Below are 20820 nucleotides of genomic sequence, written 5' to 3' on the forward strand. Positions count from 1 at the left end.
CAGATCAAAGTAAGAAATCCGCCGAGAAGATTAACAATCTGGTCGTTGATATCAAGAATGCGATCGATTCCACCGTACTGGTGACAAAGGAAGGAACTAAAACAGTAGAAGAAGGAACCAAAATCAGTCAAGAAACTTCAGCCGCTTTCTCGGAAGTGGCAAAGGCTGTTAACAATGTGGTATTGAACAATCAACAAATTTCTTTAACGGTCGAACAACAGGCAGCCGCTATTCAACAAGTAGTTGATGCTATGAATAGCCTCAACCAATCGGCAAAAGAAACCGCTACTGGTATTTCTCAAACCAAATTAGGCACTCAACAATTGAACGATGCAGCCCAAAATCTCAATTCAATTGTCTAAATGACGCTCTGTCTTTTGGGCTAGCAGACTAGCAATTGATAGCATAGAGTCATCAATTGCGATCGCCGCCGTCCAAGCGTGTCAAACCTGTGGCGTCCAAGTCATACCATTTTAGATTTTAGATTTTAGATTTTAGATTTTAGATTTGGCATGACTGATGACTATCTGGGTTTGCGGCTTGCCGAAAGTTGCATTCTTTTTTTTAAACTGGTATCAAAAGGATCTCCTGCCTATCGCTACCGCTTGGGCGATCGAATTTCTGCCCTTAAACAAATCCTTCGCAGTAACGGAAGATCGAGCTAACACCCACCCGAACCGCATTCCCCAGACTAACAGCACCGAACCGAGCACCAGCGTCACAAGTATTTCCATAAGTTCAGAATATGGTCGCTTAACTAGGTTGTAACATTTATGCGATCGTCCGTGGGGGAGCGGGGGAGGAGGAGAGAGGGGGAGTGGGAGCATTTTTCTTTTGCCTCCTGCCTTCTTCCCTCTTTCTTCAAGCACACCTAAAATTTGCCAAATGTCAAGAAACTCGATCGACTTTTCCCCACCTCAGCCACCAAGTCCCAAACAAGATTTAGCGCCGGAAAAAATTCCCCAAATCTCTTGTCACAAACGGCCACATCGCTTGTAATATGGATCTAACTCACAGCCCGTTAAAGCAATCAACAAACAATTAAGCCGCTCAATATATTCACCCTCCAACGAGCGATGAGTCGTATTGAGCGTGCCTATTAAGGAGCGCTCAAAGCTCGTCAAACACCCCAAATATTCAGGAAGAATCATGGCATCAAGAGCGGCTAACGATGTAGACGTAGCAGAGCAATATTGGCACTACCTAGAAGTATCCAAGGTTGCAACAATCTTAGAAACCAACCTGGAAAGCGGTTTAGAACCGACAGAAGCCAACCATCGCCAACAGAAATTCGGGCCCAACGAACTAACGGTTAAAGCAGGGAAACCAGCCTGGTTAAAATTTATCCTGCAATTTAACCAACCCCTCCTGATCATCTTGCTGAGTGCAGGTTTAATCAAAGCACTGATCGGAGAATGGCTAAACGCTAGCGTAATTTGGGGCGTAACAACCACCAACGCTACTATTAGTTTCATCCAAGAAGCTGGAGCCGAGAAAAAAATAGAAGCCCTAGCCCAAGCTGTCACCACCGAAGCCACAGTCATTCGGGGCGGCAAAAAATTAAGAATTCCCTCCAAAGAACTCGTTGTCGGCGACTTAGTAACCCTGACTTCCGGCGACAAAGTGCCGGCAGACTTGCGCTTAGTGAAAGTCCGCGACTTGCAAATCGACGAATCGGGACTCACCGGGGAATCTGTTGCTGTCGAAAAAGAATTAGGACAGTCTGGAGACTTAGTTCTGCCACAAGAAACGCCACTAGCAGAACGGGATAACATGGCCTATGCCGGCAGTTTTGTCACTTTTGGCCAAGGTAGCGGCATCGTAATTGCGATCGCCAATAAAACCGAAACCGGCAAAATCTCCCAACTATTAGATCGGCACATCGACCTCACCACCCCCTTAACCCGCAAATTCAACCAATTCAGTCAAAACTGGCTGTTATTCGTCTTGGGAATGGCAACCTTGACCTTCGCCGTCAGATTGGGGCGGCCAGTCCCTGCGGGAGTTTCAGCCTTTAAAGAAGCAGTGGAACCCGCAGTCGCCCTGATTGTCGGCGCAATTCCCGAAGGCTTACCCGCCGTCATCACCGTCACCCTAGCCGTAGGCGTTTCCCGGATGGCAAATCGCCACGCGATCGTCCGCAAATTGCCTGCTGTGGAAACCCTCGGCGGCGCTACCGTCATCTGTTCCGACAAAACCGGCACCTTGACGGAAAACGAAATGACGGTGCAAGAAATCTATTCTGGCGGCGAATCCTACTCGGTTACGGGTACGGGATACAGCCCCGAAGGCGAAATTCTGCTCAACCAACGGCCAATTACTGTCAGCGAAACTCCAACTTTGCAAGAATGTTTGCAAGCTGGACTCCTTTGCAACGACTCTCACCTGGAATTCAAAGACGATAATTGGATTGTCCTCGGAGATCCGACAGAGGGAGCGTTAATTGCTGCGGGCAAAAAAGCTGATTTGAGCCAGCAAATTTTAGAAAAGTCAATGCAGCGGCTCGATTCAATTCCCTTTGAATCTCAGTTTCAATACATGGCGACGCTGCACCGAACTCCCACTGGCAAAATTTTGTACGTCAAAGGTTCCGTAGAATCAATTCTCGGCCGCTGCGGTTCCAGTCTCGACACTCAAGGAAATCCGGTAGAAGTCGATCGCGCACAAATTCACCACCAAGTGGATGAAATGGCAAAGCAAGGCTTGCGCGTCTTGGCTTTAGCGAAAAAGTCAGTACCGCAAAGCCAAAATTCCGTCGATCACTCGGATTTGGAGTCAGGGCTGATTTTCTTGGGGCTTCAAGGCATGATTGACCCGCCGCGGGCAGAAGCGATCGCAGCCGTCCAAGCTTGTCAAACCGCCGGCATCCAAGTCAAAATGATTACCGGCGACCACATCGCTACAGCCAAGGCGATCGCCCGGCGCATGGGATTCCGCAAAACCAAGCACCACAGAGAACTTGTAGCCTACACCGGCGCTCAACTGGCCTCCATGAGCAAGCAGGAACTCGGCGAAGCCGTAGAAGCCGGCTCAGTTTTTGCCCGCGTCGCCCCAGAACAAAAACTCCGCCTCGTAGAAGCTTTGCAACTTCAAGGCGAAATCGTGGCGATGACGGGAGACGGCGTTAACGACGCGCCCGCCCTCAAACAAGCCGATATCGGGATTGCGATGGGTAGCGGTACGGAGGTTTCTAAGGAAGCCGCCGACATGATTTTGACTGATGATAACTTTGCGTCGATCGAATCTGCTGTCGAAGAAGGGCGATCTGTTTACAAAAATCTGCTCAAAGCAATCAGCTTCATTCTCCCAGTCAACGGCGGAGAATCGATGACAATTTTGCTCAGCACGCTCCTAGGTCGAGAATTGCCGATTTTGTCGCTACAAATTCTCTGGCTGAATATGCTCAACTCGATCACCATGACAGTGCCTCTGGCTTTCGAGCCCAAGTCAGCGGGAGTCATGAAACAGCAGCCCCGACCGGTAAACGAACCTTTTCTCACCGGAAATCGGATCAAGCGGATCGTCGCTATTTCTCTTTACAACTGGACTCTGATTTTCGGAATGTTTGAATGGGTGCGCCAAGCGGATTGGGGAACTTTGGCACTGGCCCGCACGATGGCGATTCAAGCTTTGGTAATGGGGAGAATTTTTTACCTGTTGAGTCTCAGCCAGTTGTTGCCTTCTTTGATTGCTAAGTTTAGCGGTTCTAAGGAAGAAGTTAGCGGCGCTCCCGCCCTCGGTGTGGGAATTGTTGTGGCGGTAATTTTGCAGATTATCTTTGCTAACTCTCCGTTTGTCAATCGCATATTTGACACGGCTCCGATGAATCTGGATCAGTGGCTGATTTGCTTCGGCGTAGCCCTGCCAATGATCGGTGTTGCTCTCTCCGTCAACCGCTTTGACCCGCCCAACTAATCGAACTTGTAGGTACGGCCACCATTAGTAATTTCGGTTGTTCAGAAACCCGGTTTCTTCAAGAAACCGGGTTTCTTTGTTTTACAGTCTCTGTAAAGTTTTAGGATTTAATATCACTCTGCGGACCCAATTATTTGTGCGTTCCCACTTACAGATAGACTCTTGCTTGAGAGGGCAAGTTTCGGGAGCGATCGGATTTCCGCCGAGATAGAGCTCAAGCACGTTAGTCAAAGATGCTAGCGGTTTGATGTCGCTGATTGGATTGTCGTAGAGACCGAGCGCAGTCAGGTTAGTCAAGGATTGCAATGGTTTGATGTCGTTGATTTGATTAATGTCGAGCCAGAGATATCCCAGTTTAGTCAAGGATTCTAGCGGCTTGATGTCACCCAGAAGATTGCCGCTGAGGTTGAGCCACCTCAGGTCAGTCAAAGATGCTAGCGGTTTGATGTCGTTGATTTGATTGTTTTCGAGGGAGAGCTGTGTCAGGTTAGTCAAAGATTCTAGCGGTTTGATGTCGTTGATTTGATTCTTGTCGAGCTTCAACCCAGTTAGTTTAGTCAAGGATGCTAACAGTTTGATGTCGGTGATTTGATTCTTTTCGAGGGAGAGCCAAGTCAGGTTAGTCAAGGATGCTAGCGGTTTGATGTCGCTGATTGGAAAGCCGCCGAGGGAGAGCCAAGTCAGGTTAGTCAAGGATGCTAGCGGTTTGATGTCGCTGATTTTATTGCCGGAGAGACCCAGCTCAGTCAGGTTAGTCAAAGATGCTAGCGGTTTGATGTCGCTGATTTTATTGTGGTAGAGCTCCAGCCGAGTCAGGTTAGTCAAAGATACTAGCGGTTTGATGTCGCTGATTTTATTGCGGGTGAGACCCAGCCAAGTCAGGTTAGTCAAAGATGCTAGCGGTTTGATGTCGTTGATTTCATTGCTGGTGAGATCGAGCCGAGGCAGGTTAGTCAAAGATGCTAGCGGTTTGATGTCGTTGATTTCATTGCTGGTGAGATCGAGCCGAGTCAGGTTAGTCAAGGATTGCAATGGTTTGATGTCGTTGATTTGATTGCTGCTCAGACGCAGCAGAGTCAGTTTAGTCAAGGATTGCAATGGTTTGATGTCGTTGATTTCATTGTTGTCGAGAGCCAGCCGAGTCAGTTTAGTCAAGGATTGCAATGGTTTGATGTCGTTGATTTCATTGCGGTCGAGACCCAGCCAAGTCAGGTTAGTCAAAGATACTAGCGGTTTGATGTCACTGATTGGATTGTCGGCGAGGTCGAGCGCAGTCAGCTTAGTCAAGGATGCTAGCGGTTTGATATCGCTGATTTGATTGTAGTTGAGGTCGAGCAAAGTCAGGTTAGTCAAGGATGCTAGCGCTTTGATATCGCTGATTTGATAGTTTTCGAGGTCGAGCTCCGTGAGGCTCGAAAGTGTCCGATCGGCCGCATCGCACTCAGTAGTCCCCGCTTGCCCCAACAGCACCTCAACAGTATGTTTAGCTTCAGGACTCAAAGAATCTTTTTCGCGACACCAATCCGCAAATGTTCGTCTACTGTTTCCCGATCGCGTTTCGGCGGCATCAGCAGACAGTCCACTTCCACATAATGCTAGGGCGATCGCGCTACAAGTAACTGCGATCGACTTTTGTAAATTTATATGTTTCTGTGCAACTATAAGTGTCATAATCTTGTACCTCTAATTTGCCCAACTGTAAAGTTTTTGCATTTAATATCTAGTCTGGTAAATCACTTACAATTAAGCGCCTATTTTACACCAATGAAAATCTGTTAACCCTTGAATCACATCTTGCTGTGCTGTGTAAATCCTGTTCTACTCGTTACCAGGCAGAGCCTGGTAACGCAGATAGGCGAGGAAGAGCCTCCTATTTTCCTGCTAGAAGAGCGAGCTGGGACTCTGGACATCGGTTCCCTGGCTCTGTCAGGGAACCAGTTATTTATGGTTTATTAGCAAGGGGGCGATCGCGTAAATAAACCCAAAATAAGATCGCCATAGATAAAACGCAAGAAGCTTTCCAAGCAAATAACCACCAAGGACTCCACCACGCGCCGGTTTGTACTTCGACAATATCTGAGCCACCAAACAACAAAAAAATTAGGGTAGTAATCAGGCGATTAATTCTGGTTTTTCCTGATGTTTTTCCGGCATTAACCGCGAAACCAATCGCAAAGCAAAACCAGAGAACTGCTTCAATATAATTGCCATTTACATAGATTTGCTCTAATAATTTAGCTTGGGATTCAGCTTGTTTTAAAGAAGCCGGGGTTAACATAATTTGCCATGAATAAGCACCACCTATTCCGAGACAAACAAAGAGAATTGTTAGTCTTACTGCTGCACCTTTTGTCAAATTCATAAATTAATTTTTAGGGTGGGTTAGGTGGTAACTATATTGGCAAAAAAAAGTTAATTGCCCTCTTATACCAATTTAATGTGAAGTTGCACATCTTCCGCTCGCCCTCAATCCTCCCAACCAAGGGGGACGAAAGAATTCTTGCTCCCCCTTGGTTCGAGGGCTGGGGACTAGAATTCTATGCAGCATCAGGAAAAATTGGTATTACTCACCTTACCACTACCCATTAAACCGAAAATTTACTTACCGTAAAACATTAATCATTTCTGTATTTTAAGATACAATTAACCGCAACCTGAAAAAAGTAGACATATATTAACAAACTAAATGTACGGTGGCTCAGATGTTTGCCGCTTATTGACAATAGACTTGAAGGTTCCCCGATCGCCATTCGCTACAACCCTTGCCCAGCAAGTCTTGGTTTGAACGAGTTGTGATAAGCAAGCCAGTTCGCCCTGACCAACGGTTCGTTATCGATAGCGCGCTCCGAAAAGATTTACTTATCAAATGAATTTAATAATTGTTTTATAATTTGCCCAAGAGTACGGTAGAGTTAATTATCAAGCCAAGAAAACGTGCCGCACCCAAAAAGTGAGTTCACACAACTGGGCCGATCGAAATATCGATATTAATCAAAAAAGTCAAATCAGCAGGGATAGTTTAAAGACTTATGCTAGATAAATCTTTAGCTCTCTCCTGCCAAGGAGCGCTCAAAACAGTTCGCTAAATTCCATGAGCGAACAGAAAAAAAGCGCCTTGAGAAACTTCAGTGATGTCGTTACAGAAGATAATCAATAGCAGCGAGGCTAGACTATGACAAAATTTTCAGAGCAATTTTCTCGGCGTAAATTTATCGTTACAGCAGGTGCATCTGCAGTCAGTTCAATACTGCTCAAAGGCTGTTTGGGAAATCCCCCAGAACCTGGTGCAACGGCAGGCGGTGGCGGCGCAATACCCGCGGCTACCTCAGTAATGGCTGTTGCCAACGAGAAAAGAGTCGAAGGAATTGAAAGCACTAAAATTACATTGGGATATATCCCGATCGTCGAAGCAGCACCTTTAATCATTGCCCAAGAAAAAGGCTTTTTTGCCAAATACGGCATGACTGAGGTAACAGTTGCTAAACAAGCCAACTGGGGCTCGGCCAGAGATAACCTAGAAATTGGATCGGCAGGCGGCGGCATAGACGGCGGTCAGTGGCAAATGCCGATGCCTTATCAAATTAGTAAAGGCCTGATTACCAAAAACAGCGTCCAAATCCCGATGTATGTTCTGGCCCAGTTGAACACTCAGGGAAATGGAATTGCGATCGCGGCCAAACACCAAGGCAAAGGGATCGGACTTAAACTAGATCAAGCGGCCCAAGACTACATCAAAGGTCTCAAACAAGCAGGCACGCCCTTCAAAGCAGCCTACACTTTTCCCAAAGTTAATCAAGACTTGTGGATTCGTTACTGGCTGGCAGCTAACGGCATCAATCCCGACGCAGATGTCGAACTGCTAACAGTACCGGCCGCCCAAACCGTGGCCAACATGAAAACCGGAAGCATGGACGGTTTCAGCACCGGCGACCCCTGGCCGCTGCGGATTGTCAAAGAAAACATCGGCTTCATGTCCGCCCTCACCGCCGAAATCTGGAAAGATCACCCAGAGGAATATCTAGCAATTCGCAGCGACTGGGTAGACAAACACCCGAAAGCCACCGAAGCTTTACTCGCAGGACTAATTGAGGCCCAGCAGTGGTGCGACAAGCCCGAACATCGAGCCGAATTGGTCGCCATTGTTTCTGGCAAAAACTTCTTTGACGTATCTCCCGCGGTTTTGATGCCTCCCTATGAAGGCAAGTATGTCCTGGGCGACGGCAAACCAGACATCAACGACTTCAAGATTAGTCCGCTGTACTGGAAAGACGACATCGGCAACGTTTCCTATCCCTACAAGAGTCACGATTTGTGGTTCTTAACGGAAAGCGTGCGCTGGGGTTTCTTGCCAACAAAAACCTTGGCAGATTCTAAGACAATCATCGATAAAGTCAACCGAGAAGATTTGTGGAAAGCGGCAGCTAAATTAGCCGGAGTTTCGGAGGCTGACATTCCGAAAAATACGTCCCGCGGCATTGAGAAGTTCTTTGACGGCAAAGAATTTAACCCGGAAAATCCAGAAGCTTACATTAATAGTTTGGCAATTAAAAAAGCGTGATGGGGTCTTAGCTTCGCATAATTGAGTCGGGAAAAATACAGCAGAAATATAGGAGATTAACAAGATGGCTGTCAGCACAAATCGGAGAGGCGGAGTCGATGCCCAAGCAGCATTTGGCGAGTTTTGGAAGAAAAATTCCCCAAATATATTGCCGCCAATTTTAGGAATAATTGGATTTATGTTGGTTTGGCAGTTCCTGTCGAGTTCGGGAATTATCAAATTGCCCGGACCGATCAGCGTTTGGACTGAGGAACGGACGCGGATCTTGTTGATGTATCCTTTTATGAACTCCAAAACCTACGGAGTCGGCTTATTTTGGCAGACTTTGGCTAGTTTGGAACGGGTGGCAAAAGGCTACACTCTCGCGGCCGCTGTGGGAATTACCCTGGGAGTTGTGGTAGGTACGAATCCCTTCTTGAACAAGGCTTTAGATCCGATTTTCCAGTTTTTGCGGATGGTGGCGCCTTTGGCTTGGGTGCCCATTGCCCTGGCTGCACTGCAACAAAACGAACCTGCTGCTTTGTTCGTGATTTTTATCACTTCAGTTTGGCCGATTTTAATCAACACGGCTGAAGGTGTTCGCCAAATTCCCGACGATTACAACAACGTGGCGAAAGTGCTGCAGCTTTCTCGTCAGGAATATTACATGAATATTTTGTTTCCGTCGGCGCTTCCTTATATCTTCACAGGATTGAGAATTGCGATCGGTTTGGCTTGGCTGGCGATTATTGCTGCGGAAATTGTGATGTCTGGGATTACGGGTATCGGCTTCTTTATTTGGAATGCTTACCAACAAAACTACATTAGCGAAATTCTGTTAGCGGTGTTCTACATTGGGGCTGTTGGTTTGTTGCTCGATCGCATGATGGCTTGGTTGCAGCAAAAAATTGCTCCCCCTCAAGGAAAGTAGTTTTGAGTTACTTCTTTGACGCCGGAAGAATTGGGATTATTTAACCCCGAAGACGCGTTAGCGAAGCGGCGCGCAAGCGCTAGGACACGAAGGAAGAAGAGGGAAGAAGAGGGAAGCAGTAGATAATATTCTACGGGTAACGGGCTCACATTATTTATACTTCCACTCTCTCCCTCCAATCTACTTGTAGGCTCTGCATGGGAAGTTAATTAGCAGGTCTCGAAATAATAAACCTACAAAAAAGGCAAGGAAATCATGTCTGTTTTGATTGCAGTAGAACAAGTCGGAAAAGTATTTAATTTAACAGACGGCGGCACATACATAGCCCTCAAAGGCATCGACTTAGAAATTAAAAAAGGAGAATTTATCTCCTTAATCGGACACTCCGGCTGCGGTAAATCTACGCTACTAAATATGGTGGCAGGTTTGGACCTACCCACAGAAGGATTGGTGACGATCGACGGACAAAGAATCACCCAGCCAGGCCCCGATCGCATGGTAGTATTCCAAAACTATTCGCTGCTACCTTGGCGGACGGTTAGAGAAAACATTACTCTAGCTGTAGATTCGGTGATGAGCGGCTTACCCAAGGCCGAACGCCTGGAAATCATTCAAAAACACATCGACATGGTGGGCTTGACGCCCCACGCCGACAAGCAACCCGCACTGCTGTCGGGCGGACAAAAACAGCGCGTGGCGATCGCCCGTGCTCTGGCCCTGCGCCCCAAACTGTTACTCTTAGACGAACCCTTCGGCGCTTTGGATGCTTTGACTCGCGGCAACTTGCAAGAAAAGTTGATGGAAATTTGCCAAGAGTACGAAATCAGCGCCCTGATGGTAACCCACGATGTGGATGAGGCAGTGTTGCTGAGCGATCGCATCGTCATGCTCACCAACGGCCCAGAATCGAAGATTGGCGGGATTCTCGAAGTAGACATCCCCCGCCCCCGCAAACGGATGGAAGTCGTCTCACACCCCAGCTACTACGCTCTACGTAGCGAAATGATTTACTTCCTCAACCAGCAGAAGCGCGTCAAAAAACTGCGGGCGCGGAAAGTACCCGCGATCGCCCGCCACGGTCTGGAAAAAGTCAACCTCGAACTCGGCTTTATTCCGCTGGCAGCCTGTGCTCCCCTCGCTGTCGCCAAAGAAAAAGGCTTTTTTGCCAAGCACGGCCTCGATGAAGTCCACCTCGTGCGGGAAACAAGCTGGCGCGGCATCGTAGACGGCATCGCCGCAGGTTACTTAGACGCAGCCCAAATGCCCTCGGGGATGGCGATGTGGTTGAGCTTGGGGGGCCACCAAGAGAAGCCGATTCCGACGGTTACAGCCCTCACTATGAGCCGCAATGGCAACGGAATTACCCTCGCGAGGCGCTTTTACGACCAAGGGATCTACACTCTGGCAGACTTTAAAAAAATGCTCCAGAGAACGCCCGCGCAAACGCACCGTATGGCGATCGTGCACCCTTCTTCGATGCACAACCTGTTACTGCGTTACTGGCTGGCTTCCGGTGGCATTGACCCGGATCGCGATGTGTTGCTGAAAAATATCCCACCGGCTCAGATGATCGTTGACTTGCAGGGCGGCACTATTGACGGTTTCTGCGTCGGCGAACCTTGGAACTTGCGGGCATCGATAGAAGGAGTCGGCTTTACGGTGGCGACAGATTTGGAACTGTGGCCCGGACACCCCGCGAAAATTCTCGGAGTTCGGGAAGACTGGGCAAATGCTTATCCCAACACTCACATTGCTCTAGTCAAAGCTTTGCTCGAAGCTTGCCACTATTGCGCCGAGCCAAATCACGCTGCCGAGGTGGCGGAAATTGTCGCGGGAAGGGAGTACGTCGCTACTGATAAGAGTTACATCCAGCTAGGCGATCCGAAATCTTTTGCTTGCAACCTCGATACTCCGATGCGGGAATACGCCCACCACTTGTTTTCTGGAGAGGGGGTAAATCGCCCAAGCCGCACCGAACAACTCTGGCACATGGTGCAGATGGCACGCTGGGGCGATACTGTGTTCCCGCGCAACTGGGTGGAAATTCTGGAACGGGTGGTGCGAGTCGGTGCGTTCAGCACGGCGGCTCGAGAGCTGGGGATGGCTGATATTACTTACACTCGCGGTTCTCTCAGCTTGTTTGACGGCTCGGTGTTTAATGCTGAGGATCCGATCGGCTATCTCAACAATCTGGCGATTAAACGCGATTTCACGATGGCTGAAGTTGTACTCGATTCCGGTCGCAGAGCTGCTTAAAGCGGTTTATAGTTGGATAAAAACAGGGTAATTGCTAATTGTTAGTTGTTGGTTGTTAGTTGTTAGTTGTTAACTTCTAAGTGCTAGTTAGTAATTCCCTCTTCCTTCTTCCCTCTTGTCTCTTCCTTCTTTCTTCGCCAATCACCCACTCACAATTTCCCAAACCTATGATTAATACTTCTCTCAACCAGACGAATACCAAAACCCAAATCAAGTCTAAGAACGATCGCCGCCAGCCTTTTTTGGTGATGGACAATGTTTACAAAGAATATCCAAACGGTTACAGGGCTTTAGAAAATGTCAATCTGAATGTAGCTGAGGGAGAGTTTATTACTCTGATCGGGCACTCGGGCTGCGGCAAATCAACACTGTTAAATATGGTGTCGGGTTTTAGCCATCCGAGCCAGGGCACCGTGTCGATTAACGGGCAGCGGATTACGAAGCCGGGCCCCGATCGCATGGTGGTGTTTCAGGGTTACGCTTTGCTGCCTTGGCGGACGGTGTTTGAAAATGTTTATTTGGCGGTTCATGCTGTATTTCCGAATAAGTCGAAACTCGAAAAAAATGCGATCGTCAAAGAGCATTTGGCGATGGTGGGATTGACAGAAGCTGCTGAGAAAAGACCGCCGCAAATTTCGGGGGGGATGAAGCAGCGGGTTTCGATCGCCCGCGCTTTGGCAATTCGCCCGAAAGTGCTGATTTTAGACGAACCTTTTGGTGCTCTGGACGCAATTACTAAGGAGGAATTGCAAGAAGAGTTGCTGAAAATCTGGAACGATCACCGCTGTACGGTGTTGATGATTACTCACGATATTGACGAAGCGCTGTTTTTGGCCGATCGACTCGTGATGATGACTAACGGCCCGTCGGCGACAATTGGCGAGGTTCTGGAGATTCCTTTTCCGCGTCCGCGCGATCGGGTTCAAATGATGGAAGATCCGGAATACTACAATTTGCGGAACTACGCCCTAGATTTCCTGTTCCGTCGCTTTGCACACGATCACGATGCCTAATCGGTTGGGAAATCAAAGTTAAACAGGAGGATATCAGACATATCCAAGAAGTTTAATTCTTGTCTGCAGTAGGGGTTAGGCATCCTGCCGGCCCAAGACGAGCTTTTTTGCAGAAGTCTCTTGAAAAGTTTAAGCCCCAGTGTTCCCCTATCTCAGGGGAACATCGCAGCAGGCGCAATTTTCCCGATCCGGTTGGGTAAGCTGAGGCTTTATGGTGGGCGAGAAGTTTTTTCGGAGGTTCGGATCTTTTTCCCAGCTTTTACGTCTACCAGCGAAGAGACCCAATTGCCTAGCTGTCGGTAAGCTGGCATGAACAGAGCCCGCCTTCGATCCGAGGGTGGGCTTCTTCTTCATGTTATTAACCGTTTGTGGGCGATCGAGGGTGTGTGCATTCCACCCTTTGAACTGGCACACTCCGGGAAGTTGATTCGTGTTGGATGAATTAATGTTTTTGTCAATATAGCGGTTTTCAGTTGAGTGAAGTACAGATACTCGGGTAGCGAAACGGCCGATCCTAAGTCCGGCGCTGGAGTCTGTGACTTTTAATAATTGGTATAAGACTGATGATTTTAGCAAGACTTTTTTAAAGGGGTATTACTCAGGTTTGCACGGAAAACTCCTCTGGGTCAATATTCCAATTTACCCAGCGAATTGCTTCTTTAGCCGTTAGCGAAGCCCTCGAAGAGGATCGCACATCAGGCGGCACTCGCAAAGCGTGAATGTGTCCCGTGCTCGGACAAGTCATTTTTAACAAATAAACTGGGTTTGCATTACCCTCCCGATCAAAATCATCGTTAAACTCGATGCTTAACAGCGTGTATTCCTGCCAACTATCTAATTCTGTCGTCGCTAATTCTTGACAAATGCGAGCGTAACCAATTCTCTGAATTAACAATCGACGAAGTTCGGCATTTTCTTCAGATAAAAGCCATTCTGCTTGCCAGCGATCGGGGTGTACTTTTCCGTAGTTTTCGGGTAATTTAACGCCGTGGTGAAAGTATAAACTGTAGCCGTCGGCAAATGCGATCGCCGGTTCTCCTTCAGCGTGCAGCCGATTTTCAGCGTCAAAGCGAAGGTGCAGGGGGCGATCGCAAACTACGCAAATATTCTCAAACGGCAAGATCCACCCGCACTCCTCGAACAACTCTTGCTTGCAGCGAAGTAGTTCTTGTGCTTTCAAGTCGAGAGTGACACCAAATTTCGAGCTCAAAAATTCAGTCAAATGAATTTCCTTCACCAGAGTTGTAGGGGTTAGTGGTTCTAGTTCTCGATCGTTAAAATATGAGGGGAAATCCTCTCCCAGCGATTTTAGGTCATTTTTTCGCAATTGCTGAAATTCTGACACCAGAATGCGATCGCCATTTGGATCTAGTATTATTGCATTCGACAGAGCATTCCACAACGCCCAACCCGAAAATCCTACGTCCAACCATTGAAAAAATTTGTGCAACAAAGATTTTCCCCATACTAAATTTGTCACCGCTATTTCCGATATTTGATCTCCTTCGTCCAACTCTTCAAAAATTTGCTCTAACAAAGATTTTTCCCTTACTAAAGTTGTCACCGCTATTTCCCATATTTGATCTCGTGATACACTGTCAATATTAAGTCGTTTGAAGAGTTCGAGAGAAGCGACCTGTGGACTGCTGCAAACAATAACTTCTGGTGCTTCCACACCAATAGCTGCATAGATTTTTTTCACGGCTTTTGTAGCTTTTTTAGAATCAATTGGCGCAGTCTTGAGGGTAAGGTACTTTTGTGTAAGTTCCCTCGGCAGATTTAAGTCGGTAATTGGATTGTTGTAGAGATAAATTTCGGGCTGGTTGGTGAGTGCCGACAGCGGAGTGATATCGGTAATTTGATTGCTGGAGATAATCAGTCTGGTCAGCTTGGTGAGTCGCGAAACCGGAGTGATGTCCGTAATTTGATTGTTGTGGAGATTCAGTATGAACATATTGGTGAGTGCCGACAGTCCAGTGATGTCGGTAACTGGAGTGTTGGAGAGAAACAGTCTGGTCAGATTTGTAAGTTCCGACAGCCCAGTGATGTCGGTAATTGGATTGTTGGAGAGATGCAGGCTTCTCAGGTTGAGGAGTGGTGACAGGCCAGTGAGATCGGTAATTGAATTGGTTTCGAGATGCAGGCTTGTCAGGTTGTTGAGTCCCGACAGCGGAGTTATGTCGGTAATTTGATTGTTTTCGAGATGCAGTCTGGTTAGGTTGGTGAATCCCGATAGCGGAGTTATGTCGGTAATTTTATTGGACGGGAGATGCAGTTCAGTAAGGTTTGAAAGTACCCGATTGGCTTCATTGCAGTCACAAGTGCCAGCCTGTTTTAACAGCATCTCAACTGTATGCCTGGCCGATTCTGAAAGACTATCTTTGTGCAAGCACCAATCGGCAAAGCTACTGAAATTAAGTGGTTGGTTGGCTTGTTGTTCTGGCATAGTAAATTTTGATTCAAGTTTGGTAAAATGTCAGTTTTTCATGTTTGTACGCTAAACTCCTCTGGATTGATTCCCCAATTTACCCAGCGAATTGCTTCTTGAGCTGATTCTAGATCGGGCGGCACTCGCAAAACGTGAATAAATCCCGTGCTCGGACAAGTCATTTTTAACAAATAAATCGGCTCGACATCGGCGTTATCGATTTTTAATAGCGTGTATTCTTGCCAACTATCTAATTCTACTGCTTGCAATTGTTGGCAAATGCGATCGTAACCAATTCTCTCAATTAATACTCGACGCAGTTCGGCATTTGATTCGGATAAAAGCCATTCTGCTTGCCACAAATCGGAGTGTACTTTTCCGTATTTTTCCGGTAATTTAACACCGTGGTGAAAGTATAAACTGTAGCCGTCCGCAAATGCGATCGCCGGTTCTCCTTCAGCGTGTGGCCGATTTTCAGCGTCAAAGCGAAGGTGCAGGGGGCGATCGCAAACTAAGCAAATGTTCTCAAACGGGAATATCCACCCGCAATCCTCGAACAACTGTTGCTTGCAACGAAATAGTTCTTGTGCTTTTTGGTCGAGAGTAACACCAAATTTCGCTATCAAAAATTCAGTCCAATGGATTTCCTCCACCATATCCGTAGGGGTTAGTGGGCTTACATAGTAAGGCTCGGCCATGATATCACCTCCCAGCGATTCTCTGTAATTTTCTACTAAGTCGTGAAATTCTGAGTCGAGTATGTTATCGGCCGACTGCTCTAGTCTTCTTTCATGCCCCAGAGCATGCCGCCACACCTGACCCGAACATCCTACGTCCACCCATTGAAATAACTCATCCAACAATCTGTTTCTCCTTACTATACTCTCAACCCCTATTTCCCATTTTTGAAGTTGCGATATCCAGGAGATTTTGAGTTGTTTGGGTAGTTTTATAGAAGCTACCTGTGGACTGCTGCAAACAATAACTTGGGGTGCTTCTCGACCAATAGCTGCATAGATTTTTTTCACCGTTTCTGTAGCTTTTTGAGCATCAATTGGCGTGGTAGAGAGCGTCAGGTACTTCTGTCTAAGTTCGCTCGACAGATTGAGGTAGGTAATTTGATTGTCACCAAGACGCAGCCATGTCAGGTTGGTGAGTGCCGCCAGCGAGGTGATATGGGTAATTTGATTGAAGTCCAGATGCAAGTCGGTCAGGTTGGTGAGTGCCGACAGCGAGGTGATATCGGTAATTTGATTGTCGCCAACATCCAGGTCGGTGAGGTTGGTGAGTCCCGACAGTCTAGGGATATCGGTAATTCGATTGTTGTAGAGACTCAATTCGGTCAGGTTGGAGAGTCCCGACAGCGAGGTGATATCGGTAATTTGATTAGAGTCCAGATGCAATTTGGTCAGGTTGGTGAGTCCCGACAGCGAGGTGATATCGGTAATTTGATTGGAATCCAGATCCAAGTCGGTCAGGTTGGTGAGTGCCGACAGCGAGGTGATATCGGTAATTTGATTGTCACCAAGACGCAGCCATGTCAGGTTGGTGAGTGCCGCCAGCGAGGTGATATCGGTAATTTGATTGTTGCCGAGATTCAGTTGGGTCAGGTTGGTGAGTGCCGATAGCCAGGTGATATCGGTAATTTGATAGTTATAGAGAGACAGTTCGGTCAGGTTGGTGAGTGCCGATAGCCTGGTGATATCGGTAATTTGATTGTCGTAGAGATAAAGTTTTGTCAGGTTGGTGAGTGCCGACAGCGGACTAATATCGGTAATTTGATTGCTGTAGAGATTCAGTTCGGTCAGGTTGGTGAGTGCCGACAGCGAAGTGATGTCACTAATTTGATTGTTGCCCAGATTCAGTTCGGTCAGGTTGGTGAGTGCCGACAGTCCAGTGATATCGGTAATTTTATTGATGTAGAGATTCAGTTCGGTCAGATTGGTGAGTGCCGACAGCGAGGTGATATCAATAATTTTATTTTTGCTAAGACCCAGCGATGTCAGGTTGGTGAGTGCCGACAGCGAGGTGATATCGGTAATTTGATTGTATTCCAGACTCAGTTCGGTCAGGTTAGTGAGTGCCGACAGCGAGGTGATATCGCTAATTTGATTGCATTCCAGACTCAGTTCGGTCAGGTTGGTGAGTGCCGACAGCGAGGTGATCTCACTAATTTGATTGTATTCCAGACTCAGTTCGGTCAGGTTAGTGAGTGCCGACAGCGAGGTGATATCGCTAATTTGATTGCATTCCAGACTCAGTTCGGTCAGGTTGGTGAGTGCCGACAGCGAGGTGATATCGGTAATTTGATTGTATTCCAGACTCAGTTCGGTCAGTTTGGTGAGTGCCGACAGCGAGGTGATATCGGTAATTTGATTGTCGCCAAGACCCAGCGATGTCAGGTTGGTGAGTGCCGACAGCCCAGTGATGTCGGTAATTTGATTTTTGCCGAGAGACAGTTCGGTCAGGTTGGAGAGTGCCGACAGCGGATTTATATCGGTAATTTGATTCTCGTTGAGATGGAGTTCAGTGAGGTTTAAAAGTACCTTCTGGGCTTCATCGCAGTCAGAAGTGCCAGCAATTTCTAACAGCATCTCAACAGTATGCCTTGCCTCTCTTGTCAGACGATTTTTGTGCTTGCACCAGTCGGCAAAGCTACTGAGATTAATTGGTTGGTTTGCTTGTTGTTCTGGCATTGTAAATTTTGATTCCAGTTTGGTAAGATGTCAGTTTTTTATGTTTGTACGCTAAACTCCTCTGGATCGATTCCCCAATTTATCCAGCGAATTGCTTCTTGAGCTGATTCTAGATCGGGCGGCACTCGCAACGCGTGAATAAATCCCGTGCTCCGACAAGTCATTTTTAACAAATAAATCGGATTTGCATTACCCTCGTCATCAAAATCATCGTCAAAGTCGATGCTTAATAAAGTGTATTCCTGCCAACTATCTAATTCTGTCACCTCTAATTCTTGACAAATGCGCTCGTAACCAATTCTCTGAATTAACAATCGACGAAGTTCGGCATTTTCTTCAGATAAAAGCCATTCTGCTTGCCACAAATCTGGGTGTACTTTTCCGTATTCTTCGGGTAATTTAACGCCGTGGTGAAAGTATAAACTGTAGCCGTCGGCAAATGCGATCGCCGGTTCTCCTTCAGCGTGTAGCCGATTTTCAGCGTCAAAGCGGATGTGCAGGGGGCGATCGCAAATTATGCAAATTTTCTCAAACGGCAAGATCCATCCGCATTCCTCGAACAACTGTTGCTTGCAGTGAAGTAGTTCTTGTGCTTTCAAGTCGAGAGTAATACCAAATTTCGAGATAACAAGTTCAGTCAAATGGATTTCCTTAACCAAATCCATAGGGGTGAGTGGCTGTAGATAGTTATAATCTGAGAGGGAATCAACTCCGAGAGATTCTAAAAAATTTTCTACTAATTCCTGAAATTGTGACACGAGTATGCGATCGGCATCCGGCTCTAGTATTATTTGATACAATAGAGCATCCCACAACACCGGACTCAAAGTTCCTACATCTACCGATTGATATAACTCATTTAACAACGACTTGCCCCATCCTGAATTGCCAGTCGATATTGGCGATATTTGATGTTGTGCTATACAGTCATTTTGTAGTTTTTTTAGTAGTGTTATAGTAGCTGGCAGACTGCTGGAAATAAAAACTTTAGGTGGTTCTATATCGATAGCTGCATATAGTTTTTTCACGGCTTCAGTAGCTTTTTCATGATGAATTGGTGCCGTAAAGAGCGTCAGGTACTTTTGTGGAAATTCGAGGGACCAATTTAAGTAGGTAATTGGATTGTCCCTGAGATCGAGTCTGGTTAGGTTGGTGAGTCCCAACAGCGGAGTAAAATCGGTAATTTGATTGTTGTCGATCAATAGTTCGGTCAGGTTAGTGAGTCCCGACAGCGGAGTGATATCGCTAATTTGATTGCCACTGAGATAAAGTCTGGTTAGGTTGGTGAGTCCCAACAGCGGAGTGATATCGGTAATTTGATTGTATGGGAGAATCAGTTGGGTCAGATTGGTAAGTGCGGATAGCCCAGCCATGTCGGTAATTTGATTGCTGTTGAGAAACAGTTCGGTGAGGTTGATCAGTCCCGACAGCGGAGTGATATCGATAATTTGATTGTCGTTGAGAGATAGTGAGAGGAGGTTGGTGAGTGCCGACAGCCCAGTGATGTCTGTAATTTGATTGTCGGCGATAGATAGTTCGGTCAGGTTGGTGAGTACCGACAGCCCAGTTATATCGGTAATTTGATTGTGGTCGAGATCGAGTATGGTTAGGTTGGTAAGTCCCGATAGCGGAGTGATATCGGTAATTTGATTGTCGTTGAGATTCAGAGATGTCAGGTTGGTGAGTCCCGACAGCCCAGTGATGTCGGTAATTTGATTGCTGCTTATAGATAGTTTGGTCAGGTTGGTAAATCCCGACAGTGCAGTGATGTCGGTAATTTGATTCAGGTAGAGAGCCAGGTCAGTCAGGTTGGTGAGTGCCGATAGCGAAGTGATGTCGGTAATTTGATTGTTGCTGATAGATAGTTCTGTCACATTGGTGAGTGATGACAGCCCAGTGATGTCGGTAATTTGATTGTCGCTGATATATAGTTGGGTCAGGTTGGTGAGTCCTGACAGCGAGGTGATATCGGTAATTTGATTCATGTTGAGAGACAGTTTTGTGAGGTTGGTGAGTTCCCACAGCCCGGTTATATCGGTAATTTGATTGTCTTCGAGATTTAGGTAGGCCAGGTTGGTGAGTCCTGACAGTGGAGTGATGTCGGTAATTTGATAGTTGCGGAGATTTAGGTAGGTCAGGTTGGTGAGTCCTGACAGTGGAGTGATGTCGGTAATTTGATAGCTGCTCAGATGTAGGTAGGTCAGGTTGGTGAGTCCTGAGAGTGGAGTGATGTCGGTAATTTGATTATATTCAAGATACAGTTCAGTGAGGTTGGTGAGTTCCCACAGCCCAGTTATATCGGTAATTTGATTGCTGCCCAGATACAGTACGGTCAGGTTGGTGAGTCTCGACAGCGAGGTGATTTCAGTAATTTGATTGTCTTCGAGATTTAGGTAGGTCAGGTTGGTGAGTCCTGACAGTGGAGTGATGTCGGTAATTTGATGGCTGCTGAGATGTAGGTAGGTCAGGTTGGTGAGTCCTGACAGTGGAGTGATGTCGGTAATTTGATGGTCTTCGAGAAACAGTTCAGTGAGGTTGGTGGGTTCCCACAGCCCAGTTATATCGGTAATTTGATTGCTGCCCAGATACAGTACGGTCAGGTTGGTGAGTCTCGACAGTGGAGTGATGTCGGTAATTTGATTGTCTTCGAGATTTAGGTAGGTCAGGTTGGTGAGTCCTGACAGTGGAGTGATGTCGGTAATTTGATTGTCTTCAAGATTTAGGTAGGTCAGGTTGGTGAGTCCTGAGAGTGGAGTGATGTCGGTAATTTGATTGTCTTCGAGATACAGTTCAGTGAGGTTTGAAAGTACCACATCGGCTTCATTGCAGGCAGAATGACCAGCCTGTTCTAACAACACCTCAACTGTATGCCTTGCCGATTCTGAAAGACTATCTTTGTGCTTGCACCAGTCGGCAAAGCTACTAAAATTAATTGGTTGGTTGGGTTGTGATTCTGACATAGTAAATTCCGATTCTATTATGGAAAAGTTTCTGTGCTTCATGATAGTCCGACCGGGGTTTAAACCCAGGCATCACTCCTTAAT

At 46.9% G+C, this 20820-nt stretch carries 12 protein-coding genes and 1 pseudogene; 6 read left to right on the forward strand and 7 right to left on the reverse strand.

The window, feature by feature from the left end; genetic code table 11:
• Positions 1–362 (forward strand): methyl-accepting chemotaxis protein (locus QUB56_RS26625; protein ID WP_332959263.1); only part of this gene is annotated, 362 nt, incomplete at its 5' end.
• A 213-nt stretch (positions 363–575) separates the two neighbouring features.
• Here the strand turns inward: QUB56_RS26625 and QUB56_RS26630 are convergent.
• Positions 576–827: a hypothetical protein gene (locus tag QUB56_RS26630; RefSeq protein WP_332959264.1), complete on the reverse strand. Its 252-nt coding sequence runs from the start codon at positions 825–827 to the stop codon at positions 576–578.
• A 322-nt stretch (positions 828–1149) separates the two neighbouring features.
• Here QUB56_RS26630 and QUB56_RS26635 point away from each other — a divergent pair, with 322 nt between their 5' ends.
• Positions 1150–3915 (forward strand): HAD-IC family P-type ATPase, encoded by a 2766-nt coding sequence (locus tag QUB56_RS26635; RefSeq protein ID WP_332959266.1) that lies wholly within the window; start codon positions 1150–1152, stop codon positions 3913–3915.
• A gap of 81 nt (positions 3916–3996) precedes the next feature.
• Here QUB56_RS26635 and QUB56_RS26640 read toward each other — a convergent pair whose 3' ends face one another.
• Positions 3997–5586: a leucine-rich repeat domain-containing protein gene (locus QUB56_RS26640; protein ID WP_332959267.1), complete on the reverse strand. Its 1590-nt coding sequence runs from the start codon at positions 5584–5586 to the stop codon at positions 3997–3999.
• Between the two features lie 271 nt (positions 5587–5857).
• Positions 5858–6277 (reverse strand): hypothetical protein, encoded by a 420-nt coding sequence (locus QUB56_RS26645; protein WP_332959268.1) that lies wholly within the window; start codon positions 6275–6277, stop codon positions 5858–5860.
• A gap of 810 nt (positions 6278–7087) precedes the next feature.
• Between QUB56_RS26645 and QUB56_RS26650 the strand changes: the two genes are divergently transcribed.
• From QUB56_RS26650 to QUB56_RS26665, 4 genes are all read left to right on the forward strand, one after another.
• Positions 7088–8473, forward strand: coding sequence for a CmpA/NrtA family ABC transporter substrate-binding protein (locus QUB56_RS26650; RefSeq protein ID WP_332959270.1), 1386 nt, complete (start codon positions 7088–7090; stop codon positions 8471–8473).
• 64 nt (positions 8474–8537) lie between these two features.
• On the forward strand, positions 8538–9383 hold the full coding sequence (gene ntrB / locus QUB56_RS26655; protein ID WP_332959272.1) for a nitrate ABC transporter permease: 846 nt from the start codon (positions 8538–8540) through the stop codon (positions 9381–9383).
• Positions 9384–9638: 255 nt separating this feature from the next.
• Positions 9639–11639 (forward strand): nitrate ABC transporter ATP-binding protein, encoded by a 2001-nt coding sequence (locus QUB56_RS26660; protein ID WP_332959274.1) that lies wholly within the window; start codon positions 9639–9641, stop codon positions 11637–11639.
• 167 nt (positions 11640–11806) lie between these two features.
• The gene (locus QUB56_RS26665; RefSeq protein WP_332959276.1) at positions 11807–12652 is read left to right on the forward strand and encodes a nitrate ABC transporter ATP-binding protein; all 846 of its coding nucleotides are present in this window, start codon (positions 11807–11809) and stop codon (positions 12650–12652) included.
• 598 nt (positions 12653–13250) lie between these two features.
• On the opposite strand, the gene QUB56_RS26670 is transcribed toward QUB56_RS26665, so the two are convergent.
• The 4 genes and pseudogenes from QUB56_RS26670 to QUB56_RS26680 form a co-directional block, all read right to left on the reverse strand.
• On the reverse strand, positions 13251–15098 hold the full coding sequence (locus QUB56_RS26670) for a leucine-rich repeat domain-containing protein (RefSeq protein ID WP_332959278.1): 1848 nt from the start codon (positions 15096–15098) through the stop codon (positions 13251–13253).
• A 38-nt stretch (positions 15099–15136) separates the two neighbouring features.
• Positions 15137–16198, reverse strand: coding sequence for a DUF6745 domain-containing protein (locus QUB56_RS37415; RefSeq protein ID WP_445243401.1), 1062 nt, complete (start codon positions 16196–16198; stop codon positions 15137–15139).
• 9 nt (positions 16199–16207) lie between these two features.
• Positions 16208–17776: pseudogene (locus QUB56_RS37420) on the reverse strand (leucine-rich repeat domain-containing protein); the annotation flags it as partial.
• Between the two features lie 38 nt (positions 17777–17814).
• A complete protein-coding gene (locus tag QUB56_RS26680) occupies positions 17815–20736 on the reverse strand; it encodes a leucine-rich repeat domain-containing protein (protein WP_332959282.1) in 2922 nt (973 codons plus the stop codon).
• Between the last annotated feature and the right edge of the window lie 84 nt (positions 20737–20820).

This window comes from Microcoleus sp. AR_TQ3_B6 (assembly GCF_036702785.1).
Taxonomy (GTDB): domain Bacteria; phylum Cyanobacteriota; class Cyanobacteriia; order Cyanobacteriales; family Microcoleaceae; genus Microcoleus.